The following is a 25,590-nucleotide window of genomic DNA, read 5'->3' on the forward strand; positions in this document are numbered from 1 at the left end:
ACGCGCGATCCGGCGTCCACGAACCGGATCGCGCGTCTCATCCGACGGACAGGATGCGTAGCCGCCGCACCGAGCGGCTACGCTCCGACTCGTGGCCGACATCCAGATTCCCGCTGACATCAAGCCCGCCGACGGACGCTTCGGCGCCGGTCCTTCCAAGGTGCGGACGGAGGCGCTCGACGCGCTGGCCGCCACCGGTACGTCGTTGCTCGGTACGTCCCACCGCCAGGCTCCGGTGAAGAACCTGGTCGGCGCGGTACGTGACGGTGTGCGCGACCTCTTCTCCCTCCCCGAGGGCTACGAGGTGATCCTGGGCAACGGCGGCTCCACCGCCTTCTGGGACATCGCGACGCACGGTCTGATCGAGTCGAAGTCCCAGCACCTCAACTTCGGTGAGTTCTCCTCGAAGTTCGCGAAGGCAGCCAAGCTCGCCCCGTGGCTGGCCGACCCGACCGTGATCGCCTCCGACCCGGGCACCCACCCGGACCCGCGGGCCGAGGCGGGCGTCGACGTCTACGCCCTCACCCACAACGAGACCTCGACCGGTGTCGCCGCGCCGATCAAGCGCGTCGCGGGTGCCGACGAGGGCTCCCTGGTCCTGGTCGACGCCACCTCAGGCGCCGGCGGCCTGCCGGTCGACATCGCCGAGACGGACGTCTACTACTTCGCCCCGCAGAAGTCCTTCGCCTCCGACGGTGGCCTGTGGATCGGTGTCTTCTCCCCGGCGGCCCTGGAGCGCGCAGCCCGCGTCCACGCCTCCGGCCGGCACGTCCCGGAGTTCTTCTCGCTGCCGACGGCGATCGACAACTCCCTGAAGAACCAGACGTACAACACCCCCGCCCTGGCGACGCTCTTCCTGCTGAACGAGCAGCTGACCTGGATGAACACCCAGGGCGGCCTGGACTTCACCACCGGCCGCACGGCCGCCTCGTCCGGCCACCTGTACGGCTGGGCCGAGGAGTCCAAGTACGCGACCCCGTTCGTCACGGACGCGGCCAAGCGCTCGCAGGTCATCGGCACGATCGACTTCGCGGACGAGATCGACGCCGCCGCCGTCGCCAAGGTGCTCCGCGCCAACGGCATCGTCGACACGGAGCCGTACCGCAAGCTGGGCCGCAACCAGCTGCGCGTGGCGATGTTCCCGGCGATCGACCCGTCGGACGTCCAGGCCCTGACGGCCTGCATCGACTACGTCATCGAGAAGCTGTAGCTCCACCGCTGACACGTCCGGAACGGCCCTGCCCCCACGATCCGTGGGTGCAGGGCCGTTTCTGCTTCACTCGCCCGGGTGGCGGATCGCCTGCGGGACGCGCACGGGCGGGCCGTCCCACGATGATGCTCTCGACACCAGCCATTCCAGGAGGCCCGCAATGTCTGGAGCAGCAGTCGAGCACCCCTGTGCCGGTGAACCGGAATCGCTGCTCGAATCAGCCGACACGCTCACGGAGCGGCTTCCGGGATACCGCGTCGAGATCATCGGAGGCGTCATCACCGTGGCCCCACGCCTGGACGGCCCGCACGCGAATGCCCTGACCGTGCTCATGATCCCGTTCCTGGCCGCCGGCCTTCACGGCGAGGAGTCCAAAGTCCTCCAAGGTGTCGGCCTGTGGCTACCGGGCGGCCCGGAGGACTACGCCATCCCCGACCTGGCCATCGTCGACGCCGATCTCGACGCGCATCTCATCGAGAACAACTGCTACGACCCGGCCGTTTTCCGGCTCGTGCTGGAGGTGACCTCCGGCAACTACAAGAACGACCTGCGCAACAAGGTCGCCGCGTACGCCGAGGCCAAGATCCCCGTCTATGTGATCGTCGACCGCAAGCACGGCCGCGTCCACGTCCTGACCGAGCCCCAGGCCGGCACGTACGACAGCCACGAGGTGTACGCCCCCGGCCAGGAGGCACCGCTCCCCGGCTCGATCGGCGCCGAGGTCACCCTCGACGTGGCCGACCTGGTCAAGGCGGGCCGGCCCCGCAGCTGACAGCCCAACGGGCCCCCTGTCAGTGGCGGTTGCTACGTTCCCGGCCATGACGAAGACGGGCGACCACCCACGGCCGAGCCCCTCCGGCAGCTGAGGACACCGCCCTCACCGGTCGCCTCGGAACCACCGCTCCTCGCCGTCCACCCGCTCCCCCGTCCGCACCAGCCCCGCCGCCGCGGCCACCGAGGCGGACGCGGCGTGGTCGGGGTGGACGTGCGCGACGACCGAGCGCACCGCTCCCCCGCCCAGCAGGTGAGCGACGAGACCCACCGCCGCCTCCTTCGCGTAGCCGCGCCCCTGCCACGCGGCCCCGATCACCCAGGCGATCTCCGCCTGCGCCTCGGCGAGACGCACCGTCGCCTGCACGTAGCCGGCGAGGCAGCCGTCACCGCGCACCCTCAGCACCCAGTTCCACCACCGCTCGGCCGGGTCGGGCGAACCGGCGGTCTGGCGTGCGTACCGGGCCCGCAGGGCCTCCGCGTCCTCCGGGGCGCCGCCGGTGAACGCGTGCAGGGCCGGATCGGCGAGCACGGCCGCCATCTCGTCCGCGTACGCGACCCGCAGGGGCAGGGCATGGAGGCGGGCGGTGGAGAAAGGCACGGGCCCGCGGTTCGTCGTCATAGACCGACGACCTTATGCCGGGCTCGTCGGCGCCCTCGAAACGTCCGTTCGGTACCGCCCGCGCAGATGACACGGCGCCGGGGCGGCGGACCATGGAAGGTATGGACACGATCCGTGAGCTGAAGCCGCTCGTGAAGCAGTACGCCGTCCTGCTCAGCACACGGCGCCAGGACGGAACGCATGCCGACACCCCCGTCAACATCGCCGTCGAGGGCGACCACGCCTACGTCCGTACGTTCTCCTCGGCCTGGAAGGTGGAGCGGATGCGCAACCACCCCCTGGTGAAGATCGGCCCGTGCACGCTACGCGGCAGACCGACCGGACCGCAGATCACGGCGCACGCCCGCCTCCTCCAGGCCGGCTCGAAGGAGAACACGCACGCCGCCCGGATGCTGTCCCGCAAGCACCCGATCGTGCAGGGCGTGCTCGTCCCGCTCGCGCACCGGATCAAGCGCGACAAGACCCTGCACTACGAGGTCCGGCCGCTCGAGACGTAGCCGCCGTGCCGGTCGCCTCGTCCCCGCCGGTCGGCCCCGCCCTGCGGTCAGCTCGTCCCCGCCGCCGGTCCGTCCCGCCGGTCAGCCCTGCCGGCGCCGCCTGCCCAGGAACAGCAGCAACCCGATCCCGGCGAGCACGGCGACCCCGGTCAGCGTGGTGCCCTTCACCGGCACTCCGTCCCCGCTCCCGCCGTTCGCCGATGACCCACCGTTCTTCGCGGGCGACTTACCGCCGGACCCGCCGCCCCCACCGCCCTCCACGTCCACCCGCACCACGTCGCTCTGCTCGCCCTCGGAGCCGAACATCAGCGCCGAGCCGTCCGCCGTGTACGTGACCGACTCGGCCTGGCCGAGCAGCGGTGCCTGAACCGGGTAGTCCTTGCCGAGCCTGCCGTTCTTGAACGCGTAGCCGCGTGCGCTGAAGTACGAGCGCAGGACCAGTTGCGTCCCGTCCGGCGAGAACGCCCCGTCCGTCACCCACGGCACCTCACCGACCCGCCGGAAGACGTTGTCCGACCCGGCCGTGAGCTTCGCGGGTCCCTCGTAGAGTCCGCCGCCGCCCTCCTTCTTCGACGCGATGTACACCCGTCCTGTCTTCGGATGGACCATCAGCGCCTCGGCGTTGCGTGCGCCGTCCGCGTACTTCACGTCGAACTGCGTCGCCCGGACCGTCGCGTTCCGCAGCTCCTTCGGCTCGGGGAAGCGGTAGATCCAGACGTGGTCCCAGCTGCCGTCGAGGTTGTCGCCGATGTCACCGACGTACAGGTTCCCGTCCGGGCCGAGCGAGATGGCCTCCACGTCGCGCGGCGCCCCCACGCCCTTCATGGTGATCGTCGCGACGGTCTTGCCGGTCCGCGAGTCGACGGCGTAGACGTACGGCCCGTCCTCGCTGTCGTTGTGCGTCCAGTAGATCCCCGGGTGGGCGCGGCTGGCGGCCAGTCCGCTGGACTCGGTGATCCGCGGGTCCTCGATCGTGAAGCTCCGGTCGGCACCGCCGTCGTCGGCCACGGCAGGCGCGGCCACCGCGAGGGACAGGAGCGCGGCGGCGCCGAAGGCAGTCAGTCGATGAGAACGCATGGCACAAGTGTCCATCGTCACGTCGCAGGCCGACGCCATGATCGGCCATGATGACGCCATGCGTTTCATGTGCGTCGGCGATTCCATGACCATCGGACGCGCCGGCGACTTCACCTGGCGCTACCGCATGTGGCAGCACCTCGAGTCGGCCTTCGACGGCCCGTACGCGCTCGTCGGCCCGCGGACCGAGCTGTACGACACCGGCACGGGCACCCCGGTCTCCCACGAGTACGCCGTCCCGGGCTTCCCCGCCGAGGCCCGCAGGCACCTGGCCGGCTGGGGCGAGGGCTGGCTGCACATGGCCCCGGTGATCGAGGCGACGGTCGCCGCGCACCGCGTGGACGTCCTGCTCGTCTCGCTCGGCCTGATAGACCTCGGCTTCTACACCGACAGCGAGCAGACCGCCCTGAACGCCCGCGCGTTCATCGCCGCGGCCCGCGCCGCGAACCCGCGCATCCGCTGCGTCCTGCTCCCCGTCATACCGAACATCCGGGCCGAGTCCGACGCCCCCTTCGCCGCCGAGTGCCACCGCCTCAACGAGCTCCTCGCGAAGGCCGTCGCCGACCTCGGCGAACCGATGTCCCCGATCCTGCTGGCCTCCCGCCCGGCGGACTACGACATCCACACGGACACCTACGACGGCACCCACCCGGGCCCGTCCGGCGAACACCGCCTGGCAGCAGCCTTCGCGGACGCGATGCATCAGGCGTGGGGGCTGGGCGGGCCCTACCGGGGACTGGCGGAGCCGTCCGCGCCCACGTCGGTGACCGCCTTGCTCCCCGAGCCCCGCCCGGACCGCACGACGACCGGTCAGGCGGCCTGGTCGTAGGAGCCCGACCGCTGCTGGGGCGTGTCGTCGGGGGTGCCGTCCGGGGTGCCGTCGCCTTCGTCCTCGGCGGCGCGCCGGAGACTGTGTTTCTGCAGGGCCCGCAGCGCGGCCCAGGCCGCGAGGAGTACGGCGGTGAGGACCCAGGCGCCCGGCCAGAGACCGGGCCACCAGGCCGGGGAGGGATGGAGCAGCGCTTCCGTGGCGGTCAGCGCCATGGCGAGGGCATGGCAGCCGCAGAGGAGTCGGCCGGTCCATCGGGTGGCACGATCGAGCCGATCGAGCCGATCGAGCCGGTCGAGGCCGGGTCTTGGGCGCAGGGTACGGCTGGTCATCTTCCCCCCAGGAAGTACGAGCACTGAACGACGTTCCGGCGTGGCCGAAGCGCTACGGCCGGTCCAGTTCGGTCAGCAGTCCCTCGCGGCCCGCCCGTTGCTCGTCAGGCCGTGGGGGGCCGGGAACCTGGGGCGATGGGCAGACCGCCTTTCGTTGAATCCTTACCTACCTGTGTTCGAACGGCGAGGATTTAATCGATAAGCGGGACGGTTTTCGGCCAGCCCGCCGATCGGCTGCTCATTGATTACCGCAGGAAAACTGTTGCCGACGCGCGCTACTACTGGGGCGAAAGGGGCGCCGGAGTCGGCTTGTTCTGTCGCTCTGCCGCATCCGCCGGAACAGCGAGTTCCGCTCCGCGTGGGAGTTGCGCGGGCGCCTGGCACCGCGGTGGCCGACACGCCGACAGCGAAGGCGCGGGGCGTCCGCTACCGAGGGCGCCGGGGCGAGGAAAGCGGTCGGACTCCTCAGGATTCAGCCTGGGCGAGATGCTCTTCCACAGCCGCCCGAACAGCTGGCCGACTCGTCAACTGGCTTGTCCGCAAAGGATTCAAGCTCCGACGCGGGGGCACGCGGGTTCCTGATTCCTGCCTGCCGTATCCGGCGATACGCAATGGGAGGGATGAGAGCAGTTAACGGATGGGGAGAGGCAGTGGAACTGGCACGTGGGGGGTCGACTCCCGGCGGGTCGCTCGGAGTAATTCTTTTCATTCTGGCGATCGCCTGCATCGTGATTCCGATCATCATAAACCGTCGAAAGGGGGGTTAGCCCGCTGGACCACGACAAGGAGCCTGCCGAGCCGTCGGCCTTCGATGCCGCGGGTCGAGGGGGCCGGTTGACCGGAAGATACCCCTCCGCTGCGAACCCGTTCTTCCTAGGGTTGTCACAGCAGTTGCGGGGCAGTCGGACGATTGGAAACGTCAAGTTCTCCTAGGGGAGGGATCGAATTCATGACGGCGAAGAAGGTATTAGTCGCAGCGGTTTCCGTATGCATGGGCGTCACGGTGCTCGCAGGGTGCGGGAATGACTCCGGTAAGGGTGCGGACAAGTCCACCGACGGGAAGAGCGCGGACCAGATCGCCGCGGACGCGGTGAAGGCCACGCGTGATGCGCAGTCGGTCCGGGTCAGGGGCAACGTCCAGCAGCCGGGCGGCAACGAGGTCCGTGTCGACTTCCATGTGGACGAGCAGGACCGCTGTACGGGAACCATGTCGGGCCAGGGCGCCAAGGCCGATGTCATTCAGGTGGGCCAGACCGCGTATGTGCGCGGCGACGAGAAGTTCTGGCAGAACGCACTGAAGGGGCAGCCCGGTGCGGAGAAGGCCATCACGCGGGTCCAGGACAAGTGGGTGAAGTCCCAGCCTGGGCAGGCCGGCATCGAGGGAATGTGCGACAAGCAGGCGTTCCTCGCGGCGATGGACCGTGACAAGTCCGAGCGCAAGGGCATGAAGAAGGGCTCCACCAGCGAAGTCGACGGCAAGAAGGCACTGGCACTGGAGAAGAAGCAGCCCGGTGGCGAGAAGCTCACCCTCTACGTCGCCGCCGAAGGAAAGCCGTACATCCTCAAGTCGGTCACCGCGGGCGGCAAACAGCCCGGCGAGGTCACTCTGACCGACTACGGCAAGAAGGTCGACGCGAAGACCCCGCCCGCCGACCAGATCGTCGACCCCAAGATCTCGAAGAGCTGAGGGCTCGTAAGAGGGTCTTGTCGAGATGCCCTGCCGTCACTGCCGGGGCGGCCGCCGGGGCCACGCCCCAGCGGCCGGACCGGCTCTGCCTGCAGGGCATCTCGCTTGCGTCACTTGCCCATGCTGTCGGACGCACCGCTCTTCCCCGTCGGCTTCGCCCGCACGTGCATCCGCTCACCCTGCGGTCCGAACAGGCTGAGGAACTCCACCGGCTCCGGCCCGGCGGTGCCCCACCAGTGCGGGGTACGTGTGTCGAACTCGGCCACCTCGCCCGCCGTCAGCACCAGGTCGTGCTCGCCCAGCACCAGCCGCAGCCGGCCCGCCAGTACGTACAGCCACTCGTAGCCCTCGTGCACCCGCTGCTCGACCGGCCCGGACGTGGCCTTCCCGCCCGGCATGACCTGCTTGTACGCATGCACCCCGCCGAGATGGCGGGTCAGCGGTACGAACGTCATGCCGTGCCGGTTGAACGGGCGGAAGGTGACGCGCGGATCGCCGGTGTCCGGGGCGCCGACCAGCTCGTCCAGCTGGACCCCGTACGCCTTCGCCAGCGGGAGCAGCAGCTCCAGCGTGGGCTTGCGGCCGCCGGACTCCAGCCGGGAGAGCGTGCTGAGCGAGATCCCCGTCGTCTCGCTCAGCTTGGACAGCGTCGTACCGCGTTCCGTGCGCAGCGCACGCAGCCGCGGCCCCACACCGGTCAGGACGGACGAGAGCTCCTCGTCCCCCATGCCACCGGTCTCCGCTCCGACCTCATCTGCTGCCATGACTCCATCATGCCGCTCGTTGCCGGTCCGGCAAGTCGCTTTGTCAGTTGGCCCCGTCGCCAGGGCCGCCGATCATGGCCAGCGAGAGGCGGGTCAGCTCACTGGTCAGCCAGGCGGACGGCACCTGGCGCGGGCGGCGGCCATGGTGCGCGAGGAGCTCGTCGACGGACCGCGTCAGCACCTTCACCACCACCGAGAGGTCCCCTTCGGCCCCATGACCCCGCTGCGCGGCGCGCTCGGCCTCATGGGTCAGGAACTCCGCCCACACCGACCGCCACATCGTGAGGTGCTCGTCCACCGCCCGGCTCACCCCGAGCACCTCGACGAACGCCACCCTCGCTGCCTGCGGGTCCTCCGTGACGGCCTGCACATAGGCGCCGAAGAGCCTGCGGACGCGCTCCTCCGTCGAGCAGGTCTCCATGCCCTCGGCCGACAGCTCGACCTCGGCGGCCCGCATGCCGCGCATCGCGACCTCGTCGTAGAGATCGATGAGCAGTGCCTCACGCGACTCGAACTCGCGCTGGAACTCGCGGACTTCCACCTGCGCCACGGCGCAGAGATGCTCGACGGGGGTACGGGCGTAGCCGTACACGGCGAACAAGGTGCGTCCGGTCGCCATGAGTTGCGCCCGGATGTGCTCCGGGCCCCTCGGCGCCTGCGATCCGCTCCGCCGGTCCATCACGACATCCACCACCGGTCCTCCTCAGTCCGTCCCGGCCCCCGGAACCCACTCTCCCCGCTCCACCGCCTCAGCGGCGGAACCGCCACACCGGCGAACGGCCGTACGCCTCAGTCGGCGACGGTGCCGTCCTGCGCCAGAACCGCGGCGACCCGCTCCCGCCAGGGCAGGGGGCCGGAATCCTCGAAGTCGTCGTCCGCGCCGGGCGCGTGGGCGGGCCACTTGACCCAGTGCGCCTTCTCCGCGGCCTCCCGTGCACACGGCGGACACACCGCCTCGTCCCCGCCGGGCCGGAAGACATGCTCTCTCCCCGGCCCCTCGCAGACGACGGGCGGCGCCGTGACGGGTGCGGGCTGCTCCGCCCGTACGGGCCCCGGCAGCTTCTGCATCAGCCGGTACCGGAGGAACCCGACCGCCGACCGCACGCCGTCCGCCGGCAACTCACTGACGAGCGCGAGTCTCAGCTCCGCCGCCTGCACCCCGCGCCGGAGCCAGTCGGCAGCGGCCTCGGCCAGACCGCGGGCTTCGCGGACGCCCAGGTGCAGCGTGGGGTGCGCATGGCGCAGGGAGAGCAGGACGCCCTCCGCCTCCACGACTTGGGGGTCCGTGCGTTCGGCGAGCGCTTGCGCGGGTTCCGTCCGGGTCTCTTCGGAGGGTGGGTGGGATGAGTTCTTCTCACGTTCTTCGTCCACCGGTAGTTGACCACCGGCCGACCGAGCACCCGGATGACCGACCGTCGGAGAGTGTTCACTCGGCCGGACCTGCACCGATACCGCCCCGGATTCGGTCCCGGCCTCCGCGACCACGGCCTGGGCGCCCCGGACACGCCGGGCCTCCTCGACGGAGAGCGGCACGTTGGTGAAGAGCTGATCGGTCACCCACAGCCCGCCGCCCCCCTGCCGCCGCCACTCGTGCACGTACCCGTTGGCCTTGAGCTGCCCCTTGGCCTTCTGGTAGGCACGCCCGGTGATCCCGACCCGCTTGGCGTGATCGCTCAGCGCCTTGTCCGCCTGGCGCGGGGGCAGTCCCTGCACGTACGTGATCAAGATCTTCGCGTCGCTGTCCAGACGCGGATGACGTACGACGTCGTGCGACGCCTTCACATAGCCGTAGGACGGCGAGATAGCATGAAAAAGCATTCTCGTTGGACCTCTAGATCCATCGCGGGTGAAGGCCCTCGGGCAGGTGTTGGTAGCACCACCGGGGGCCGCCCCCTGCGCGAATGCGCACGGAGCGTAACAACGCGATCACCGTACAGCACGCGGGTCGCCCTCCACCACACTCGCCATCAGCTCGAACAGCAGTTCCGGTTCCACGAACGGGACTTGAGCGGTGGGCAGTGACCGCCAGTCCAGCGGATACGTCAGCCCGTGCAGCGCGGGCACCCCGACGAACGCCGCCCCCTCCCGCACCAGCGCCTCGGCCCCGACAGGCCAGCGGTACGCGGCGGCACTCCCGGGCGGGAGCAGGAAGTACATACTCCGCTCACCGATCCGCGACCGGACGACGGGGCCCGCCTGGAAGTCGGTGAACTGCATGATTTCATAGGCCACTTGCTCTCCCAACAGGCCGATGACCCGTACGGCGTCGAAGTGGATCCCGGCATGCCGCAGGGCGTGCCCGCTCGCGGGAATCCACGCGGGCACCTGGTCCGGTGACGTTTTCGGTTCCATACGGAAAGCTTCGGCGCCCACACGTACCGTGACCAGGGACACAAGGCATCTGTGCACTGTTGTGCACTTGGGGGGTCGAGCTGTGCACTCCAGTGAGCAGGGCGGCAGTAACGCCGAGATGTTCGGCGCGTTGTTACGGTTCTTTCGCGAAGGGGCAGGGCTGTCGCAGGAGTCCCTGGGCTCGAAGATCGGCTTCTCCAAGTCGCAGGTCGCGATGGTGGAGCGGGGCCAACGTCCGCCGAAGGGCGAGTTCACCTCACGCGCCGATGACGTGCTCGCTGCGCACGGCGCCCTGACGGTCGCAGCAGGGAAGCTGACCTTCAGCCATCTGGCCTCCTGGTTCGAGCCGTTCGCCGAAGAGGAGACCACAGCCGTCGCGAGACATGAGTACGAAACCCACGTCGTGCCCGGCCTCTTGCAGACCGAGGCGTACGCCCGCGTCGTGTTCGGTGGCGCACTTCCCCCATCGACGACGACGAGATCGAAGGCAGGGTCTCCGCCCGCCTCGCGCGGCAGACCCTGCTGGCCCGCAAGCCGGTGCCGGACATCAGCTTCGTCCTGGAGCTCGGCGCGCTCACGCGTCCCATCGGGGGACGGAAGGTGCACCAGGAACAGCTTCAGCACATTCTCGAAGTCGGCGGGATGCGTCACGTGCACATGCAGGTGATGTCACCGCAACGGGAGACACACAGCGGATTGAGCGGACCCTTCGTGCTGCTGGAGACCGGCGATCGGCAACGGCTTGCCTATCTCGAGGTGCAGACAAGCAACTTCCTCGTCCGCGAACAGCCCCAGCTGGGAACGCTGTTCAGCAAATATGGCATTCTGCGGGCACAGGCTCTCGACCCCGAAGGGTCGCGGCAGTTGATCGAACAGCTTGCAAGGGAAGCATGAGTAACGACCTCAGTTGGATCAAGAGCAGCTACAGCGGTGAGGACAGCGGCAACTGCGTCGAGGTCGCCACCCGCCCCGCACCGTCCACGTCCGCGATTCCAAGGACGTCACCGTCTGCGCCCTCACTGTCTCCCCCGCCGCCTGGTCGGCCTTCCTCGGGTTCGTGGCGGTCTAGTGTCCTGGTTCGATGATTTGCCGGAGGTCCTGACCCGGTCGGACTTCGCGTCCATGCTGGGACGCGAGCCGCGCAGTATCGAGCGGATGGCGGCGCGAGGGCTCGTCGCGGAGCCCGCGTACCGCAATCGCGGGAAGTGCGTGTGGGAGGAGGAGGCCGCACTCGGCTGGTTCCGCTCCCTGCACGAGCACGCGGTGATCGTGCCGGCGACCGAGCTGGCCGTGAAAGAACTCGCCACGCACCACGCATACGTGTGCCCGCTCAGCAGTAATCACGTGGGGCTCGCCCGCCCCGAATGCTCGTGATGTACCGGCCGGGCGGCCAGGGCCTGGTCTTCAACGTCGATGCGGTGGAGACCATCAACCAGCAGATCGACGGAACCCGCGGCCCGGCCGCGGAGACCCGGAAGATCACGCGGGACGAGGAGCCCCTGGACGCGTGGCAGAGGCCTTGGACCGTGTTCCACCTCAGTGAGGCCGGCACGATCGGCGAGATCGCTCCGCCGGTCCAGCAGGGGCGCTACCTGCGGCTCGGCGACGTCCTGGAGGCGCTGATCACCAACCACCTCTCGGTCCCGACACTCGACGAGGCGTTTCCCACCCGGAAGTGAAGATCAGGCGGCCGGCAGCTTCACCGTGAACGCCTGCCTGCTGGGGTCGTCGATGTTACGACACCGACCCGCCCTTGCGGCCGGCGTCGAGGACGAGCGAGCCGGTCACGGACTGCCCCGGGCTTGTACTCGGTGTCGAGTTCGGGGCCGTCCACGGCCTCGTCGGTGGTGGCGACCCGCGGGGACGTCTTCTCGTCCTGCCACTTCACGGCACCGTCCGTCGAGACGGTGGCGACGTGGTGCCCGATGTTCTTGATCGTGAGCGTCAGGACGAGGAGCTGCCCCTTCCCACGCTGCTCGGCGCCGATCTCCTCCGGGGTGACCACGCCCTTCGGCGCCACGGCTGCCGTCTGCCTGGCCTCGGCCCCTCGGCCTTCGAGTCAGAGGACGACGAGCAGCCCGTCACGAAGGCCAGCGACAACACTGCGGCAACTCCGGCCGCACGCACCGGAGTAAGCATGGCCCCTCCCCCAGGAGAACGGCCCTCAGCAGCCGCGATCGCTCAATATGGGACACGCCGGGAGTGGCGGATCTTCAGTCGTCCGAATCCCATGGTCCCCGAGATCCGGATCTTCGGCCCGCCGGGCCGGGACGGCGGCCGGGCCTGGTAGCGCAGGTCCTTCCACCCGGCCTGCAGGCCCTCGACGTCCACGACCGCGTCGCGAGGAACCGTGATCTTCGCCCTGCCGGTGCCCAACTGCAGCTCGATGTCGACCACCTCATGCTCGATGACCGCCCGGGACAGATCCAGGCGCACCCTTCCGAACGCGGACTCGACCTTGAGAATCCGAGGCACCCGCCACACGCCGCCCCGTTTGATCCGCCCGCCGGCGACGGCGATCGTCGACGTGGTGGCCGGCTGCTCCGGCGGGAGTGCGGCCAGAGCCGACACGAGCTCACTCGGCGCCCTCGCGGTGAGCACGTGATGGAGTCCCTCGTCCAACTCCTCGTGCGAGATGTGCCCTTCGGCATACGCGTTCTGCAGGCGCTGCACGGCCGTGTCGCGGTCGTCCTCGCCGATCAGCGGCGGCGAACCTTCCGGTGCGGGGGTCACCGTCTCACCTTAGTGCGGTGCCGGAACCGGCAAAGGTGCATGGCGGACATCGCTTCCGCACGCCGGCCGAGTCGACCCCTCACGCCTCACCACTACTCATGAATGTGACTAGTCACTTTCTTGAGTACAATGCAGTGACGGGCGAGGAACGGGAAGGGGCTGCATCGATGGCACTGCGGCATGCCGTACTGGCGGCGCTGCTGGACGGCGAGTACAGCGGATACCAGCTGGCCAAGGCGTTCGACATCGGCGTCGCGAACTTCTGGCACGCCCTGCCCCAGCAGCTGTACGCGGAGCTGGCGAAGCTGGAGGGGAAGGGCTGATCGTGGGCCGGCAGGTGGTTCAGGAGACGCGGCCCAACAAGCGGCTGTTCCACGTCACCGACGCCGGTCGCGCCGAGCTGGAGACGTTCGCCACCACTCCGTCGAAGCCGTCGTTCATCCGCGACGACCTGCTCGTGAAGGTCCAGTCCGCCGACCGTATCGGCACCGAACCGGTCATCGAGCAGCTCGAAGAGCGGGCGTCCGCGGCGGAGGGCAAGATCGGGCTCCTCGACAAGCTGCTGCGGCAGATGCGGGGGGACGCGGACGAAGAGGAGTTCCTCCGCCGGGGCGACCGGATCGGGCCGTACCTGACGTGCCTGCGCGGTCTGGCCTTCGAGCAGGGCCACCGGGACTGGTGCCTGCGGATCGCGACCGTACTGCGGGAGAGGCAGGCGGCTCATGCCGAACGGTGAATACCTGCGTTACGTCGCCCTGGGCGACAGCCAGACCGAGGGGGTGGGCGACGGGGACGACACCGTCGGCCTGCGAGGCTGGGCCGACCGGCTCGCCGAGCACCTCGCGGCCGCCAACCCGCCTCTCCAGTACGCCAATCTCGCTGTCCGAGGCCGGGTCGCCGGCCAGGTCCGCGCCGAGCAGCTGGGGCCCGCCCTGGCCCTGCGCCCCGATTTCGCGACGGTCGTCGCGGGGGTCAACGACCTGCTCCGGCCGCGGTTCGACGCAGCGGAGGTGGCCGGGCAGCTGGAGGAGATGTTCGCCGCCCTCACGGCCACCGGGGCTCTGGTGGCGACCCTGACCGTGCCCGACGTGGGGAAGATCGCGCCCCTTGCCCGGCCCGTCCGGGCCCGCGTGTTCGCGCTCAACACCCACATCCGTGCCGCGGCCGCCCGGCACGGGGTCGTGGTCGCCGAAACCGCCCTGCACCCCGTCGCCACCGACCCGCGCATGTGGAGCGCGGACCGGCTCCACGCCAGCCCCCTCGGCCACGAGCGGATCGCCGCGGCCGTCGCCCACGCCATCGGCCTGCCCCGGAGTGACGACACCTGGACGCATCCCCTGCCACCACAGGTGCTCCCCGGCCGGCTGCAGGCCGCAGGGGCCGAACTGCGCTGGGCCGGCGCGTTCCTCGGCCCCTGGCTCGGACGCCGGCTGCGCGGCCGGTCCTCCGGCGACGACCGCTTCGCGAAGCGTCCCGAGCTGCTGCCCCTGCTCGCCACGGAGGCGTGAGACGGTCCCGCGGTCAGCTCTGCGGTCAGCCCTGCGCACCGGCTGACCGCTGGGCGAAGACCTCGCGGGCCGCGGTGATGCCGTTCAGGGCGGCGGGGAAACCGGCGTAGGCCGTCATCTGCGTGATCACCTCGACGGCTTCCGCCTCGCTGCCCCCGACGTTGAGCAGGCCGTGGAGGTGTACGCGCAGCTGGGGACCGGCCGTGCCGAGCGCCGTGCAGATCGCGACGGTGACCAGTTCGCGGGTCTTCAGGTCCAGGCCGGGGCGGGAGTAGATGTCGCCGAAGCTGAACTCGATGACATAGCGGGCCAGGTCCGGGGCGATGTCCTTCAGGGAGTCGATGACCTGCTGTCCGGCGTGGCCGTCGATGTGCTCAAGTGCCGCCCGGCCCCGCTGGAACCGGTCCCCGGCCTGGTCCTTCGTGGCGGCGGGCGCCGCGGGGGCCGACGTCTCCTCGGGGGCGGCCTCGAAGACCTCGCGGGCGGCGGTGAGGCCGTTGAGCGTGGCCGGGAAGCCGGCGAAGACACAGACGTGGATGAGCGTCTCCATGATCTCCGCGCGGGTGCAGCCGACGTTCAGTGCCGCGTCGATGTGGAAGCGCAGCTGCGGGGCGGCGTTCCCCATGGCCGCGAGTGCGGCGACGATCGTCAACTGGCGCTGCCGGTAGCTGAGGCCGGGGCGCGCGTACAGGTCGCCGTAAGCGAATTCGGCGGTGTAGCGGGCCAGGTCCGGGGCGATGTCCGAGAGGCCGCCGAGTACCGCCTCGTGCTTGCCGCCGCTGACCTCCCGGAGCAGGGCCAGACCACGCTCGTAGCGGTCGTCGGTGCTGATCGGGGCGGCGGAGGTGCGCTGTTCGCTGTTCATGCAACGGAAGATAGGACTTGGAGTGAACTCCAACGCAAGGCGGGGGCGACCGGAGAATATCCGGTCGCCCCCGCCTCATGGCGTGGCGCCAACTACTAGGCGCGGCGGTGACTCTGGTAATAACCGCCGACCTGCTCGTGGTAGCCCGCGTCCCCGACATGCTTGTCCTTGTCGAACTCCGGGGAGTTCTTGATCTGGTCCTTGGTGAGGTCCACGAAGATCTTCCGCTCCGCCTGGTCCACGGTGCGTACGGTGCCGGCCGGCAGGAGAACGTGCTTGCCGAAGATCCAGACACCGGTGTCGACCACCAGGTAGGAGGAGTTGACGTCGTCCGAGTGCTTGTCAACCTTGCCGATGCTGCCGTCCGTGGCCTCGACCTTGTAACCGATCAGGTCAGTGCCTGTGGTGTGGCCGGTGGTCGGGCCCACCCGCTTGGACGTGCAGTTGACGCCGGACTACCAGCGGTACCAGCGGCCTCGCTTACCGCCGCTGGCAGCCGGCCGGATCACGAATCCGAGCAGCCACACCACCAGCACGACAATGGCGATCCACCAGAGAGCCTGGACCGCGAAGCCGGCACCGAAGAGGATCAGGGCGAGCAGAAGAACAAGAAGAATAGGAACCATTTTTATCAACCTCCGAGCCACCGCATGCCCTCTTCCGAACGCCTCACTCCCGCGGATCTTAGGTAGTTCTTACAGCACGCAGAGTCACGACAATTTCCCTGCGGCAACTGTTGGGTTTGGGGGCGTGATCCGTGGCCAGTCGGAGATGAGAAATGGTTTCTGACGTCAGCCGGACGGCGCGAGTGGACCCCGCGGAATGCGACGGGATCACGGTTGCCGGGCCCCGGTGACGGCCTCCATGGCCGCCTCGCGGATGAGGGCCCCGAGAGCCGCTACGAGCAGTCGGAGTGGTACGCGTACGGCCGGTCGGGACACCGGAGGCAGACGAAGACGTAGATGCCGCCCATGTCACCGAGCATCAGGCCCGGCGGCCGCTGGATCAGGGTGCGGTCCTCGTAGGGGAGGTCCCAGATCGTGCCGCTCGCGGGGGTGTCCTCCGTGGGCAGCCAGGCCCGCCACGACTCCCCGTCGAACTCGGCGCTGTTGACCGTGAGCAGGTGGTCCATCCGCCCGCCGCAGCCCGTGCAGTCGGGCCAGCAGGGGTCCTGGGTCCAGGTGGGTAGCCGCCGACCTTGACGCCGCCGGCCACCGACAGATGGGACCAGTACGACCAGCCGGTCTCCTCCTCCACCTGCTCGAACCGTTCCTCCAGCGCCTCGGCGACGTCGTCCGGCAGATCCCAGTTCGGGTACTCGACGACCCGCTCGGGGTGCAGTACGCACGGGGCGGGGAGGTAGTCGTCCCCGGCACCGTCCGGCCGGGGCGGGGCGAGGGACTCCCCGTCCGACGCGGAGCTGTCCCGCCAGTACAGCTCCGGGCGGGGGACGTACCCGGCCACGTGGTCGAAAGGACACCACAGGACCTGGAGGACGTCCGTGCCGGCCGGGAAGGGCAGCTCGGGCACCTCACGTGCGTACAGCTGGAGTACGGGTATCAGAGGCAGCGCCCCGGCGGCCCGGGGCGGGGCGAACGCCGTGCGCGGGTGGTCGTCGGTGCAGTGCGGCCACGCCAGCGACCGCGGCCACAGCAACGGGCCGCCGAGCGAACTCTCACCCGTCCCGGGGTTCCCGCCCCTTGGGTGCAACCGGACGGTCTCCCTGCGATGGGCGGCGACCTCGGGGAACAGTGCCTCCACGTCGAGAGGACGCGGCGGGGTGGTACGAGTCATTGCGGCCACTCCTGAGGGATGGATCGGGGCGCTGCCGGGACGCGGGCGGAACAGGGCCGCGGTTTCGGAAGCCGGCCCGGACACATGTTCGCAGTCGCGGCCGGTCCAGCGCGCCGGTCGGGGCCCCAGGGCGGGCGGTGTACGCGGGGCGGGCGGGGTCCGGGGGCGGGCGGGGGGCATTCACCCAGCGGCCGGCCCTCGGCCCAGCGCGATCCGGGCGGCCACGGGCAGGTGGTCGCTGCCGGTGGCGGGCAGGGTGCGGATGTCGTCGACGGTGGCCGAGCGGGCCATCACCTGGTCGATCCTGGACAGCGGGAAGGCCGCCGGGAAGCTGAGGGCGAAGCCCCGCTCCGCCACGTTCAGCCGCGAGGTCAGCGGGGCCAGCCCACGGTCCTCGGCCGTGCCGTTGAGGTCGCCCATGAGGATCACCGTTCCGGTCCGCTCCGCCGCGACGGCCTCGCCCAGCAGGCCTGCGCTCTCGTCCCGCGAGGAGGCGGCGAGCCCGCTCGCCCGGACGCGGACCGAGGGCAGGTGGGCGACGTATGCGGCGACGTCGCCGTGCGGTGTGTGGACCAGCGTGCGCAGCCCGCGGCTCCAACCTTCGCCGATGCCCGGGGCTTGATGTCCAGCAGGCGGGTGCCGGAGATCGGGTGCTTCGACCAGAGGCCGACGGTCCCCCGGACCGCGTGGAAGGGGAAGTGCGGGGCGAGGGCCTTCTCGTAGACCCGCAGGGCCGGCGGCACCAGCTCCTCCAGCGCGACGATGTCCGGCTCGGCGGCGGCCAGGGTGCGGACCGTGCCTGCCGGGTCGGGGTTCTCGTCACTGACGTTGTGCTGCACCACGACCAGCTCCCGCGGACCGGGATCCGGTGCGGGCAGGAGCAGTCCGCCGAAGACGTACGTCCAGGCCGCCACCGGCAGCAGCAGGGCCGTCAGGGCGGTGGCGGAGCGGCGCAGCAGGGCCAGGAGCAGCAGGGGAGGACCGCCAGGCCGAGCCAGGGCAGGAACGCCTCCAGCAGACTCCCCAGGTGGAGACCGGTGTTGGGCACCGCCCGGTGGCACGCCAGCAGTCCGGCCGTCAGCACCGCGAGCGCGACGGGCACCCGGCCCCGCACCCAGGCCGACCGGCCGCCCGCTCCCCCGCGTGGCCCCCTGCCGGGCAGCCGATGCCGTATCCGGAGCGCTGCCGTCCTCCTCGCCGGCGACACCCCGCTGTCCGTCCGCTCCACCATGGCTTCCCGTCCGCTCGGTCCTGCTCCCCAGGACGAGCTGCCGGGCGGATCGGTTCAGGCTTCCTGAGTCCCGCGGCTGCCGGAAGCCCCGCCGCGCGCTCAGCGCTCCGGGAAGCGCTCCCCGCACTCGCCGCAGTACTTCGGTGCCGACTCCTGGGACATCCGGCCGCACTCCGGGCAGACCCGGTCCAGGGAGCACGGCGCCTCGCCGCCCTCCGGCGCGAACACCGCGGGTTTGACGGCGAGGCCGGGGCGGCGGCGGTGGACCGTGAGGTAGGCCAGGCCGTCCGGGCCCGCGGCCAGGGCGCGGCGGGAGGTGCGGGGCAGCCAGGTGACCGTGCTGGGCGTCAGGGTGAGGGGCGGGCCGCCCTGCCCGGGGGTGAGGCGGCCGCTGCCCGCGAGGACGACGAGCAGGACGTCCAGTACGTCCTCCTGGTGCGCACCGACTTCGGCACCCGGCGGCAGACGCACCAGATTGGCGTCCAACTCCCTTCCCTGCTGAGCCAGTTGCCAGAGAGCTCCGCGGTCTTCGGGCTCTGCGGCGGCGAGCAGGTCATCGAGTACGGCCAGTACCTCGGGGTGGCGTTCACGGCTCCCAGGCTACGCGGCAGGCCGGCGCGGTCCGCGTGGCGCGTCAGGCCGGCTGGGCCTCCGGTTCCCGCACGGGCAGCACACTGCGGCCCGCCTCGTGGGCGTAGAGGAGGGTGCGGTCCTTGAGCGCGGCACGCACCGCCATCTGCGCGTCCCGGCGGCGCTGGGCCGGGTCGTCCGGGAGGTGGAGGACGCCCGCGTTACCGTACTCTCCGCCAATGACCCCCACCACGCCGTCGACGCCCTCCACACCTTCGGCCACGGATGCCGAGTGCGCCGCGCTCACCCGGAACCTGCGCCGCCGGGGCACGCTCGTCCTGTCGGTGTTCGCCGTGATCTGGGCCTTCGCCGGCGCGTCCGGACTCGCCTCGTCGGGCGCGGCCCTGGCCGTCGAGATCATCGCCGTGCCGCTCACCGCGGTGGCGATCGTGCTCGCCTACCGCAAGGGCGCCGCCCCCTCGCCGCGCATGGCGAGCCTGCCGGAGAACTGGGCGCGCGCGGTCGGCATCGTGAACATCGTCGAGGTGGCCGCCGTCTTCGCGGTGATCGCGGCGTCCAACGCCGCGGGGCGCCCCGAGTTCATTCCGCCGGCCATCGCGCTGGTGGTGGGCCTGCACTTCTTCCCGCTCGCGCGCTTCTACGACCAGTGGCAGTACAGGGGAACGGCCGTAATGCTCAGCGTTCTCGCGGCCGTCGGGTTCGTGCTCATCGCGGCGGGCCTGTCGAGCGAGAGCGCGCGGGCCGTGGTGGGCCTGGGCTCCGCGGTGACGCTGTGGGCGTCCGCGTACCACGTGGCCGTCAAGGGCTGAGCAACAGACCTGCGAGGCCAGGAACCTGCCTGGCAGGCAGGTGCCCAGAATGCCAAGCCGCCGGCCCCCGCCGGGCAGCCCATAGGCTGTTCCCCCTTGCATGCCACCAAGCCGAGAGGGACACCGCCGTGCAGCGCCGACCCGACGAGAAGTACCCACCGGCCCAGCCGTACGAGCAGGGCATGCTCGACGTCGGCGAAGGCAACCTCGTGTACTGGGAGGCATGCGGCAACCCGGCCGGCAAGCCCGCCGTGGTCGTGCACGGCGGACCGGGCTCGGGATGCGCGGAGCGGCCCCGGCAGTACTTCGACCCGGACCGCTACCGCGTGATCCTCTTCGACCAGCGTGGCTGCGGCCGCTCCACCCCGCACGCGAGCGATCCGGCCACCCTCATGCGGTTCAACACCACGGACCGGCTGATCGCCGACATGGAGCGGCTGCGCGTCCGGCTGGGCATCGACAAGTGGCTGCTCTACGGGGGCTCCTGGGGCTCGACGCTGATCCTCGCGTACGCCGAACAGCACCCCGAGCGGGTCAGCGAGATCGTGATCCCGGCCGTCACCACGACCCGCCGCTCCGAGACCGACTGGCTGTACCGGGGCGTGGGGCAGATCTTCCCCGAGGCCTGGGACCTGTTCCGGGCCGCGGTCCCGGAGGCCGCGAGCGACGCGACTCCTGACGTGCTCGCCGCTTACGCCCGGCGGACGGAGAGCCCCGACCCGGAGGTCCGGGCGCGGGCGACCGCCGACTGGTGCGCCTGGGAGGACGCGGTGCTCTCGCTGGAGACGTACACCGGGCCGCCGCCGTACAGCGGCCGCCCCGGCCGGGCGCAGCGGGCGCTGGTGCGGATCTGCGCGCACTACTTCTCGAACGGCGCCTGGCTGGAGGAGGGGCAGCTGATCCGGGACGCCGGGCGGCTGGCGGGGATCCCCGGCGTGCTGGTGCACGGGCGGTTCGACCTGGCCGGCCCGCTGACCACCGCGTGGGAGCTGGCGAAGGTGTGGCCGGACGCGGAACTGACCGTGATCGCGGAGGCGGGTCATCTCGGCGGCGCGGCGACGAGCCGGGCGGTACTGGCGGCGCTCGACCGGTTCGCGGGGTAGAGGCCCGTTCCACCGAACAGGCGACCGATGGCCGACGTTGAGCAGTCAGGGGCGGGCGTCGCTCCTGTCGGAGTTCCCGTCCTGGCTGGGAACTCCGACAGCTCGGCACATACTGCGCCGACCGTCCGCCGGCAGTCCGCTCGCGCCCGGTGAAGGCGGGGTCGCCCCGCCCTTCACCGGGCGCCGGTCGGTTACGGCGTCACGACGGTGCCGCCGAAGGTCACGACGAGGTGGCCGTCCGCAGCGAACGACCAGTCCATGGCTCCGTCGTACGAGGAGCACCGGGAGCCGTTCGAGCCGGTCCAGAACTGGTTCGAACCGTCGGCGTCGCCGACCGTCTTGTCGTTCGAGCCGCTGCCACTCCGGCAGGAGGTGTTGTTGCGGTAGACGGAAGTGCCCTTGTCAAAGGAGAAGTTGCGTTCCTCGTTGTCTATGGCGACGTTGTCCGAGACGGTCATCGAGCCGGGGTTGCTGTTGTACGTGAATCCGTGATGGCCGTTGTCGTAGGCGATGTTGCGGCGTACGACGTGGTCGACCTCGATGTCGTCACCGCCGAGCTTGAAGCCGTTGCGGTCACCGTCCGAGTTCACGGTCCCGTCCGAGAGGGTGCCGTTGCTGTAGGAGAGGGAGTCCTCGATGGTCACCGGGCCGATGGGGCCGGTCTCGTTCTTGGTGTAGAGGTCCCAGCCGTCGTCGATGTTGTTGTGGGAGACCGTGTAGCGGAAGACGTTCCCGGGGCCGGAAGTGAGCTTGGAGGCGAAGCCGTCGGCGTCCTCGCCGTCGGAGTCGGCGTTGTCGTGCGACTCCGAGCTCAGGATGAGGTTGTCGGCGGGCCACTCGTCGTCCGGAGTGGTCGAGGCGATCCGTGAGATCTGCAGCCCCGAGTCGTGGTTGAAGCGTGTCACGACGTGCTCGACGATGTTGTTGCTGCCGCCGACGAAGATCCCGTTGTCACCGGCGTGCTCGACGACGATGCCGTTGATGTGCCAGAAGTCCCCGTTGACGGCGAGCCCGCGGTTGGCCCCGTCCTCGCTCATCTCCGCGAAGCTCAGCACCGGGCTCTCGCCCGGGTAGGCGGCCAGGGTCGTGCGGGCACTCGATGAACCGTCGTTGCCCGGCGGGATGGTGACCGTCTGTGCGTAGTGGTACGTCCCGCCGCGCAGGTAGACCGTGCCGCCGGAGCCGACGCGGCTGATGGCCGAGGCCAGTGTCGTCGGGTCAGCTTCCGTTCCGGCTGCGCCGTCGGTGCCGTCCGGCGCCACGTAGAGAGCGGTGGCGTCCAGCGGTACGGAGGCGACCGGCGCGTCGCCGCCGAGGGCGCTGAGACCGGGCAGGCAGGACCCGCCGCCCGCGCCGGGGCTCGCGCAGGCGGCGGGCGACTCTCCGGCCAGGTGCAGGGTGGGCGCGGCCTGAGCGGTCGCGCCGGTCACGACGGCAAGTGCGCCGGCCAGCAGGCTGACGCAGGCGATGACGGGTCTGATCTGCATCGTTCGACTCCAGGTGGGGTTGGTTCGTTCGACGGTTGGTGTGGCGGTTCGTACGGTGGCCCGGTCCGTCTCTGGGTGGGGCGGCGGCTCGGGCGACTGCGCTGCGGGCATGGCGATGTCGGTACGGGCGCGGCCTCGGCCACGTCCGGGAAGAACGTGAGCACCCCTTCTGTCGAGGCTTCAGTCATGGCACCGTGTTTGTTCGAGTCCGTGAACGGGTCTCACGGAGAGGAACCTCCATCGGATCACGCAAGCGCTTTCTATGGACGATAGATGCCCCTCATGTTCACGTCAATGGACACCTATCTGAAACGTAATCATGATTGTGAACCACGGGTCGCCCGTCCCAGAGGCCGCACGACGGAGTGATCCCGCCGCGCCGCAGGAATCCACCCTTGCTTCGAGCGGACTCCAAGGCGTTGGGTTGACCTCATGAAGTACACGCAGCTCGGACGCACAGGACTCAAAGTCAGCCGCCTCGTCCTGGGGACGATGAACTTCGGCCCCCAGACCAACGAGAGCGACAGCCACGCGCTCATGGACGCCGCTCTGGACGCGGGCGTCAACTTCTTCGACACCGCGAACGTCTACGGCTGGGGCGAGAACAAGGGCCGTACCGAGGAGATCCTCGGCACCTGGTTCGCGCAGGGCGGCGACCGTCGCGACAAGGTCGTCCTCGCCACCAAGGTCTACGGCAACATGGGCGCCGACAGCCAGGCGTGGCCCAACCACGACAAGCTGTCCGCGGTCAACATCCGCCGGGCCGTCGACGCGAGCCTCAAGCGGCTGCAGACGGACCACATCGACCTGTACCAGTTCCACCACGTCGACCGTGACACCCCGATCGACGAGATCTGGCAGGCCATCGACGTACTGATCCAGCAGGGCAAGATCCTTTACGCGGGCTCGTCCAACTTCTCGGGCTACAAGATCGCCCAGGCCAACGAGCGGGCCCGGCAGCGGGGCAGCTACGGGCTGGTCAGCGAGCAGTGCATCTACAACCTGATGGAGCGGGGGGCCGAGATGGAGGTCATCCCGGCCGCCCAGGAGTACGGCCTCGGCGTCATCCCGTGGTCGCCGCTGCACGGCGGGCTGCTCGGCGGCGCGCTGCGCAAGGAGCGCGAGGGCGGCGGCGCCCGGTCCACCTCGGGCCGGTCCGGCGAGGCGCTCGCCGACCCGAAGGTGCGGGCCCAGGTCCAGGCGTACGAGGACCTGCTGGAGAAGCACGGCCTGGAGCCCGGCGAGGCCGGCCTGGCCTGGCTGCTGACCCGTCCCGGCGTCACGGGTCCGATCTCCGGTCCGCGTACGCGGGAGCAGCTCGACTCCGCACTGCGTGCGGTGGAGCTGGAGCTTTCGGGCGAGGTGCTGACCGCGCTGGACGAGATCTTCCCCGGTCCCGGCCCGTCGCCGGAGAACTTCGCCTGGTAGGAGTCGGCGTGCGTACGGCCGTCCTCGCCGGGCTCATCAGCCGAGGGCGGCCGCCGCTGCCACCACGACGAACATCAGCACGAGCACAGCCGCCATAATGCGGTTTCTGGTCTTGGGGTCCACCCGACGAGCGTAACCGCCCGGCTCACCGCCCCGGCGGCCAGGCCCGCATCACCTCGCAGCGCGGCTGGCAGCAGACCGCGGCCAACGACTACGGATCGAAGATGGCCACGTACGCCACGGCAGGCGTCCCGGTGTACGTCATCGTCGATCCGTACACCGGCAAATGGCACCTCCACACGCTCCCGAAGGACGACGAGTACCGGGGGACGCTGAGCTTCGACTTCGGCACACCGATCGACCTCACCGCGACCGTCGTCGGCCTCACCCTGGAGACAGGCGCCTTCCCCCGCGACTGATCCTCCACCGACGCGAAGCGGCCCCGTACCGGAGTACCCGGTCGGGGCCGCTTTCGCGTGTGCGGACAGCCCTCAGGCCGCCGTGGCCAGCTGGTCGCGCGGGACGAAACGCACGTGCGGGCGGCCGGGTCGCAGGTCGACCTTGAGGCGCAGACCGCCCACCCGGGCCAGCATGAAGCCGACTCCGAGCGCGGCCACCAGCGAGAACGCACCGCCGACGGCCATTCCGGTCCGGACGCCGTACGCGTCGCTGATCCAGCCGACGATCGGGGCGCCCACCGGCGTACCTCCGGCGAAGACCATCATGTACAGGCTCATCACCCGGCCGCGCATGGCCGGGTCCGCCGCCATCTGGACGCTGGTGTTCGCGCTGATGTTGGTCGTCAGACCGATCATGCCGATCGGGACGAGCAGGATCGAGAACAGCCAGACGGACGGCGAGACGGAGGCGATGATCTCCAGCACGCCGAAGGCCGAGCCCGCGAGGACCAGCATCCGCAGCCGCGAGGAGCGGCGGCGGGCGGCAAGCAGGGCTCCGACCAGGGAGCCGGCCGCCATCAGGATGTTGAAGAACGAGTACATCCCGGCGCCGCCGTGGAAGACCTCGTCCGCGAACGCCGTCAGCCAGATCGGGAAGTTGAATCCGAACGTACCGACGAAGCCGACGAGGACGATCGGCCAGATCAGCTCCGGACGGCCGGAGACGTAGCGCAGGCCCTCGCGCAGCTGTCCCTTGGCACGCGGGACGACGACGGCCTTGTGGAGCTCGCTCGTACGCATCATCAGCAGGCCGACGAGCGGGGCGAGGAACGACAGGCCGTTGAACATGAAGGCCCAGCCGCTGCCGACCGTGGTGATCAGCACACCCGCGACGGCGGGACCGATGAGCCGGGCGGACTGGAAGTTCGCCGAGTTCAGACTGACCGCGTTGCGCAGCTGTGCGGGGCCGACCATCTCGGACACGAACGACTGGCGGGCCGGGTTGTCCACGACCGTGACCATGCCGAGCAGGAACGCGATGAGGTAGACGTGCCACACCTGGACCACACCGGAGAGCGTGAGCGCGGCGAGCGCGATACCGCACAGGCCGAGTGCCGCCTGGCTGAAGAGCAGGAGCTTGCGCTTGGGCAGACGGTCGGCGATGACGCCCCCGTACAGGCCGAAGAGCAGCATGGGGAGGAACTGGAGTGCCGTGGTGATGCCGACGGCGGCGGCGGACCCGGTGAGGCTCAGGACGAGCCAGTCCTGCGTGATGCGGGACATCCAGGTACCGGTGTTGGAGATCACGGCGCCGGTTGCGAACAGGCGGTAGTTACGGATCTTCAGCGACGAGAAGGTCCCGCCGGGCTTGCTCTCGTGGGTGGAAGTCGGTGCGGGGGCGGAGTCTGCTCCGGATCCCGTACTCAAAAGGGTTCGCCTCCTCGGGCGTGGACATTGCGCTGACTGACGGGGATGCGGCGGTGGGGGCGGTGCGCCGGTCG

29 protein-coding genes and 5 pseudogenes are annotated in these 25,590 nt (G+C 70.2%); 15 read left to right on the top strand and 19 right to left on the bottom strand.

Going from position 1 to position 25,590, the window contains the following annotated elements; genetic code table 11:
* Positions 1 to 91 precede the first annotated feature (91 nt).
* Both serC and LNW71_RS12720 read left to right on the top strand, forming a co-directional pair.
* Complete coding sequence (serC, locus tag LNW71_RS12715) at positions 92 to 1,210, top strand: phosphoserine transaminase (protein WP_250968345.1); 1,119 nt, start codon at positions 92 to 94, stop codon at positions 1,208 to 1,210.
* A 160-nt stretch (positions 1,211 to 1,370) separates the two neighbouring features.
* Entirely contained in the window at positions 1,371 to 1,982 is a 612-nt protein-coding gene (locus tag LNW71_RS12720; protein WP_250968346.1) for a Uma2 family endonuclease, read from the top strand.
* Positions 1,983 to 2,087: 105 nt separating this feature from the next.
* Here LNW71_RS12720 and LNW71_RS12725 read toward each other — a convergent pair whose 3' ends face one another.
* The gene (locus tag LNW71_RS12725) at positions 2,088 to 2,603 is read right to left on the bottom strand and encodes a GNAT family N-acetyltransferase (protein ID WP_250968347.1); all 516 of its coding nucleotides are present in this window, start codon (positions 2,601 to 2,603) and stop codon (positions 2,088 to 2,090) included.
* A gap of 101 nt (positions 2,604 to 2,704) precedes the next feature.
* Between LNW71_RS12725 and LNW71_RS12730 the strand changes: the two genes are divergently transcribed.
* Positions 2,705 to 3,100, top strand: a complete 396-nt coding sequence (locus LNW71_RS12730; RefSeq protein ID WP_250968348.1) for a PPOX class F420-dependent oxidoreductase — start codon at positions 2,705 to 2,707, stop codon at positions 3,098 to 3,100.
* Between the two features lie 81 nt (positions 3,101 to 3,181).
* On the opposite strand, the gene LNW71_RS12735 is transcribed toward LNW71_RS12730, so the two are convergent.
* Entirely contained in the window at positions 3,182 to 4,177 is a 996-nt protein-coding gene (locus LNW71_RS12735; protein WP_250968349.1) for a WD40 repeat domain-containing protein, read from the bottom strand.
* Between LNW71_RS12735 and LNW71_RS12740 the strand changes: the two genes are divergently transcribed.
* A complete protein-coding gene (locus tag LNW71_RS12740) occupies positions 4,176 to 5,006 on the top strand; it encodes a GDSL-type esterase/lipase family protein (protein ID WP_250968350.1) in 831 nt (276 codons plus the stop codon). The two genes, LNW71_RS12735 and LNW71_RS12740, sit on opposite strands and share 2 nt — an antisense overlap.
* Here LNW71_RS12740 and LNW71_RS12745 read toward each other — a convergent pair.
* Positions 4,988 to 5,338, bottom strand: coding sequence for a hypothetical protein (locus LNW71_RS12745; protein ID WP_250968351.1), 351 nt, complete (start codon positions 5,336 to 5,338; stop codon positions 4,988 to 4,990). The genes LNW71_RS12740 and LNW71_RS12745 overlap by 19 nt on opposite strands.
* A 949-nt stretch (positions 5,339 to 6,287) precedes the next feature.
* Here LNW71_RS12745 and LNW71_RS12750 point away from each other — a divergent pair.
* Positions 6,288 to 7,025 (top strand): hypothetical protein, encoded by a 738-nt coding sequence (locus tag LNW71_RS12750; RefSeq protein ID WP_250968352.1) that lies wholly within the window; start codon positions 6,288 to 6,290, stop codon positions 7,023 to 7,025.
* Positions 7,026 to 7,135: 110 nt separating this feature from the next.
* On the opposite strand, the gene LNW71_RS12755 is transcribed toward LNW71_RS12750, so the two are convergent.
* From LNW71_RS12755 to LNW71_RS12770, 4 genes are all read right to left on the bottom strand, one after another.
* Positions 7,136 to 7,753, bottom strand: a complete 618-nt coding sequence (locus LNW71_RS12755; RefSeq protein ID WP_250971982.1) for a helix-turn-helix transcriptional regulator — start codon at positions 7,751 to 7,753, stop codon at positions 7,136 to 7,138.
* Positions 7,754 to 7,832: 79 nt separating this feature from the next.
* Positions 7,833 to 8,468 (bottom strand): TetR/AcrR family transcriptional regulator, encoded by a 636-nt coding sequence (locus LNW71_RS12760; RefSeq protein WP_285802629.1) that lies wholly within the window; start codon positions 8,466 to 8,468, stop codon positions 7,833 to 7,835.
* A gap of 110 nt (positions 8,469 to 8,578) precedes the next feature.
* A complete protein-coding gene (locus LNW71_RS12765; RefSeq protein WP_250968354.1) occupies positions 8,579 to 9,607 on the bottom strand; it encodes a hypothetical protein in 1,029 nt (342 codons plus the stop codon).
* A 108-nt stretch (positions 9,608 to 9,715) separates the two neighbouring features.
* Entirely contained in the window at positions 9,716 to 10,141 is a 426-nt protein-coding gene (locus LNW71_RS12770) for a hypothetical protein (protein ID WP_250968355.1), read from the bottom strand.
* Between the two features lie 118 nt (positions 10,142 to 10,259).
* Between LNW71_RS12770 and LNW71_RS12775 the strand changes: the two are divergent.
* From LNW71_RS12775 to LNW71_RS12790, 4 genes and pseudogenes are all read left to right on the top strand, one after another.
* Positions 10,260 to 11,035, top strand: a pseudogene (locus LNW71_RS12775) (helix-turn-helix domain-containing protein).
* A pseudogene (locus LNW71_RS12780) lies at positions 11,032 to 11,210 on the top strand (DUF397 domain-containing protein). Before LNW71_RS12775 ends, LNW71_RS12780 begins: the two co-directional pseudogenes overlap by 4 nt.
* 53 nt (positions 11,211 to 11,263) lie before the next feature.
* Positions 11,264 to 11,515 carry a hypothetical protein gene (locus LNW71_RS12785; protein ID WP_250968356.1) on the top strand — a complete coding sequence of 84 codons (252 nt, stop codon included), beginning with the start codon at positions 11,264 to 11,266 and terminating at the stop codon, positions 11,513 to 11,515.
* Positions 11,506 to 11,820, top strand: a complete 315-nt coding sequence (locus LNW71_RS12790) for a hypothetical protein (RefSeq protein ID WP_250968357.1) — start codon at positions 11,506 to 11,508, stop codon at positions 11,818 to 11,820. Before LNW71_RS12785 ends, LNW71_RS12790 begins: the two co-directional genes overlap by 10 nt.
* A gap of 20 nt (positions 11,821 to 11,840) precedes the next feature.
* Here LNW71_RS12790 and LNW71_RS12795 read toward each other — a convergent pair whose 3' ends face one another.
* Entirely contained in the window at positions 11,841 to 12,161 is a 321-nt protein-coding gene (locus LNW71_RS12795; protein ID WP_250968358.1) for a hypothetical protein, read from the bottom strand.
* 161 nt (positions 12,162 to 12,322) lie between these two features.
* Positions 12,323 to 12,874, bottom strand: a complete 552-nt coding sequence (locus tag LNW71_RS12800; protein WP_250968359.1) for a DUF1707 domain-containing protein — start codon at positions 12,872 to 12,874, stop codon at positions 12,323 to 12,325.
* Between the two features lie 167 nt (positions 12,875 to 13,041).
* On the opposite strand from LNW71_RS12800, the pseudogene LNW71_RS12805 reads away from it, so the two are divergent.
* Both LNW71_RS12805 and LNW71_RS12810 read left to right on the top strand, forming a co-directional pair.
* Positions 13,042 to 13,610 (top strand): annotated as a pseudogene (locus tag LNW71_RS12805) (PadR family transcriptional regulator).
* Positions 13,597 to 14,382 carry an SGNH/GDSL hydrolase family protein gene (locus tag LNW71_RS12810; protein WP_250968360.1) on the top strand — a complete coding sequence of 262 codons (786 nt, stop codon included), beginning with the start codon at positions 13,597 to 13,599 and terminating at the stop codon, positions 14,380 to 14,382. The pseudogene LNW71_RS12805 and the gene LNW71_RS12810 overlap by 14 nt, the downstream one beginning before the upstream one ends.
* A gap of 25 nt (positions 14,383 to 14,407) precedes the next feature.
* Here LNW71_RS12810 and LNW71_RS12815 read toward each other — a convergent pair whose 3' ends face one another.
* From LNW71_RS12815 to LNW71_RS12845, 8 genes and pseudogenes are all read right to left on the bottom strand, one after another.
* On the bottom strand, positions 14,408 to 15,247 hold the full coding sequence (locus tag LNW71_RS12815) for a carboxymuconolactone decarboxylase family protein (protein WP_250968361.1): 840 nt from the start codon (positions 15,245 to 15,247) through the stop codon (positions 14,408 to 14,410).
* A gap of 95 nt (positions 15,248 to 15,342) precedes the next feature.
* The gene (locus LNW71_RS12820; protein ID WP_250968362.1) at positions 15,343 to 15,675 is read right to left on the bottom strand and encodes a PRC-barrel domain-containing protein; all 333 of its coding nucleotides are present in this window, start codon (positions 15,673 to 15,675) and stop codon (positions 15,343 to 15,345) included.
* 27 nt (positions 15,676 to 15,702) lie between these two features.
* Positions 15,703 to 15,873, bottom strand: a complete 171-nt coding sequence (locus LNW71_RS12825; protein WP_250968363.1) for a hydrophobic protein — start codon at positions 15,871 to 15,873, stop codon at positions 15,703 to 15,705.
* A gap of 272 nt (positions 15,874 to 16,145) precedes the next feature.
* Positions 16,146 to 16,379 carry a hypothetical protein gene (locus LNW71_RS12830; protein ID WP_250968364.1) on the bottom strand — a complete coding sequence of 78 codons (234 nt, stop codon included), beginning with the start codon at positions 16,377 to 16,379 and terminating at the stop codon, positions 16,146 to 16,148.
* A gap of 842 nt (positions 16,380 to 17,221) precedes the next feature.
* A pseudogene (locus tag LNW71_RS12835) lies at positions 17,222 to 17,955 on the bottom strand (endonuclease/exonuclease/phosphatase family protein).
* 17 nt (positions 17,956 to 17,972) lie between these two features.
* Positions 17,973 to 18,143, bottom strand: coding sequence for a hypothetical protein (locus LNW71_RS36900; protein WP_374119393.1), 171 nt, complete (start codon positions 18,141 to 18,143; stop codon positions 17,973 to 17,975).
* Positions 18,144 to 18,371: 228 nt separating this feature from the next.
* A complete protein-coding gene (locus tag LNW71_RS12840) occupies positions 18,372 to 18,842 on the bottom strand; it encodes a hypothetical protein (protein ID WP_250971983.1) in 471 nt (156 codons plus the stop codon).
* A 64-nt stretch (positions 18,843 to 18,906) separates the two neighbouring features.
* Entirely contained in the window at positions 18,907 to 19,095 is a 189-nt protein-coding gene (locus LNW71_RS12845) for a hypothetical protein (protein WP_250968365.1), read from the bottom strand.
* Between LNW71_RS12845 and LNW71_RS12850 the strand changes: the two genes are divergently transcribed.
* Positions 19,082 to 19,672, top strand: coding sequence for a hypothetical protein (locus tag LNW71_RS12850; protein ID WP_250968366.1), 591 nt, complete (start codon positions 19,082 to 19,084; stop codon positions 19,670 to 19,672). The two genes, LNW71_RS12845 and LNW71_RS12850, sit on opposite strands and share 14 nt — an antisense overlap.
* Positions 19,673 to 19,800: 128 nt before the next feature.
* On the top strand, positions 19,801 to 20,775 hold the full coding sequence (pip, locus tag LNW71_RS12855) for a prolyl aminopeptidase (RefSeq protein WP_250968367.1): 975 nt from the start codon (positions 19,801 to 19,803) through the stop codon (positions 20,773 to 20,775).
* A gap of 191 nt (positions 20,776 to 20,966) precedes the next feature.
* Here the strand turns inward: pip and LNW71_RS12860 are convergent, their stop codons facing one another.
* Positions 20,967 to 22,262 (bottom strand): right-handed parallel beta-helix repeat-containing protein, encoded by a 1,296-nt coding sequence (locus LNW71_RS12860; RefSeq protein ID WP_250968368.1) that lies wholly within the window; start codon positions 22,260 to 22,262, stop codon positions 20,967 to 20,969.
* 432 nt (positions 22,263 to 22,694) lie between these two features.
* Here LNW71_RS12860 and LNW71_RS12865 point away from each other — a divergent pair, with 432 nt between their 5' ends.
* Both LNW71_RS12865 and LNW71_RS12870 read left to right on the top strand, forming a co-directional pair.
* Positions 22,695 to 23,690: an aldo/keto reductase gene (locus LNW71_RS12865; RefSeq protein ID WP_250968369.1), complete on the top strand. Its 996-nt coding sequence runs from the start codon at positions 22,695 to 22,697 to the stop codon at positions 23,688 to 23,690.
* A 191-nt stretch (positions 23,691 to 23,881) separates the two neighbouring features.
* Positions 23,882 to 24,109, top strand: a pseudogene (locus tag LNW71_RS12870) (Uma2 family endonuclease); the annotation flags it as partial.
* Between the two features lie 72 nt (positions 24,110 to 24,181).
* Here the strand turns inward: LNW71_RS12870 and LNW71_RS12875 are convergent.
* Complete coding sequence (locus LNW71_RS12875) at positions 24,182 to 25,516, bottom strand: MFS transporter (RefSeq protein WP_250968370.1); 1,335 nt, start codon at positions 25,514 to 25,516, stop codon at positions 24,182 to 24,184.
* Positions 25,517 to 25,590 lie beyond the last annotated feature (74 nt).

This window comes from Streptomyces sp. RKAG290 (genome assembly GCF_023701695.1).
Lineage (GTDB): Bacteria > Actinomycetota > Actinomycetes > Streptomycetales > Streptomycetaceae > Streptomyces.

Excerpts from the sequence above, each read along its gene's own strand:
- LNW71_RS12760 (WP_285802629.1), bottom strand. The coding sequence starts at position 8,468 with ATGGACCGGCGGAGCGGATCGCAGGCGCCGAGGGGCCCGGAGCACATC.
- LNW71_RS12830 (WP_250968364.1), bottom strand. The coding sequence starts at position 16,379 with ATGGACCACCTGCTCACGGTCAACAGCGCCGAGTTCGACGGGGAGTCG.
- LNW71_RS12765 (WP_250968354.1), bottom strand. The coding sequence starts at position 9,607 with ATGCTTTTTCATGCTATCTCGCCGTCCTACGGCTATGTGAAGGCGTCG.
- LNW71_RS12810 (WP_250968360.1), top strand. The coding sequence starts at position 13,597 with ATGCCGAACGGTGAATACCTGCGTTACGTCGCCCTGGGCGACAGCCAG.
- LNW71_RS12785 (WP_250968356.1), top strand. The coding sequence starts at position 11,264 with ATGCTGGGACGCGAGCCGCGCAGTATCGAGCGGATGGCGGCGCGAGGG.
- LNW71_RS12735 (WP_250968349.1), bottom strand. The coding sequence starts at position 4,177 with ATGCGTTCTCATCGACTGACTGCCTTCGGCGCCGCCGCGCTCCTGTCC.
- LNW71_RS12770 (WP_250968355.1), bottom strand. The coding sequence starts at position 10,141 with ATGGAACCGAAAACGTCACCGGACCAGGTGCCCGCGTGGATTCCCGCG.
- LNW71_RS12750 (WP_250968352.1), top strand. The coding sequence starts at position 6,288 with ATGACGGCGAAGAAGGTATTAGTCGCAGCGGTTTCCGTATGCATGGGC.
- LNW71_RS12865 (WP_250968369.1), top strand. The coding sequence starts at position 22,695 with ATGAAGTACACGCAGCTCGGACGCACAGGACTCAAAGTCAGCCGCCTC.
- LNW71_RS12725 (WP_250968347.1), bottom strand. The coding sequence starts at position 2,603 with ATGACGACGAACCGCGGGCCCGTGCCTTTCTCCACCGCCCGCCTCCAT.
- LNW71_RS12860 (WP_250968368.1), bottom strand. The coding sequence starts at position 22,262 with ATGCAGATCAGACCCGTCATCGCCTGCGTCAGCCTGCTGGCCGGCGCA.
- LNW71_RS12815 (WP_250968361.1), bottom strand. The coding sequence starts at position 15,247 with ATGAACAGCGAACAGCGCACCTCCGCCGCCCCGATCAGCACCGACGAC.
- LNW71_RS12850 (WP_250968366.1), top strand. The coding sequence starts at position 19,082 with ATGACCCCCACCACGCCGTCGACGCCCTCCACACCTTCGGCCACGGAT.
- LNW71_RS12755 (WP_250971982.1), bottom strand. The coding sequence starts at position 7,753 with ATGGGGGACGAGGAGCTCTCGTCCGTCCTGACCGGTGTGGGGCCGCGG.
- LNW71_RS12825 (WP_250968363.1), bottom strand. The coding sequence starts at position 15,873 with ATGGTTCCTATTCTTCTTGTTCTTCTGCTCGCCCTGATCCTCTTCGGT.
- LNW71_RS12745 (WP_250968351.1), bottom strand. The coding sequence starts at position 5,338 with ATGACCAGCCGTACCCTGCGCCCAAGACCCGGCCTCGACCGGCTCGAT.
- LNW71_RS12730 (WP_250968348.1), top strand. The coding sequence starts at position 2,705 with ATGGACACGATCCGTGAGCTGAAGCCGCTCGTGAAGCAGTACGCCGTC.
- LNW71_RS12740 (WP_250968350.1), top strand. The coding sequence starts at position 4,176 with ATGGCACAAGTGTCCATCGTCACGTCGCAGGCCGACGCCATGATCGGC.
- LNW71_RS12720 (WP_250968346.1), top strand. The coding sequence starts at position 1,371 with ATGTCTGGAGCAGCAGTCGAGCACCCCTGTGCCGGTGAACCGGAATCG.
- LNW71_RS12790 (WP_250968357.1), top strand. The coding sequence starts at position 11,506 with ATGCTCGTGATGTACCGGCCGGGCGGCCAGGGCCTGGTCTTCAACGTC.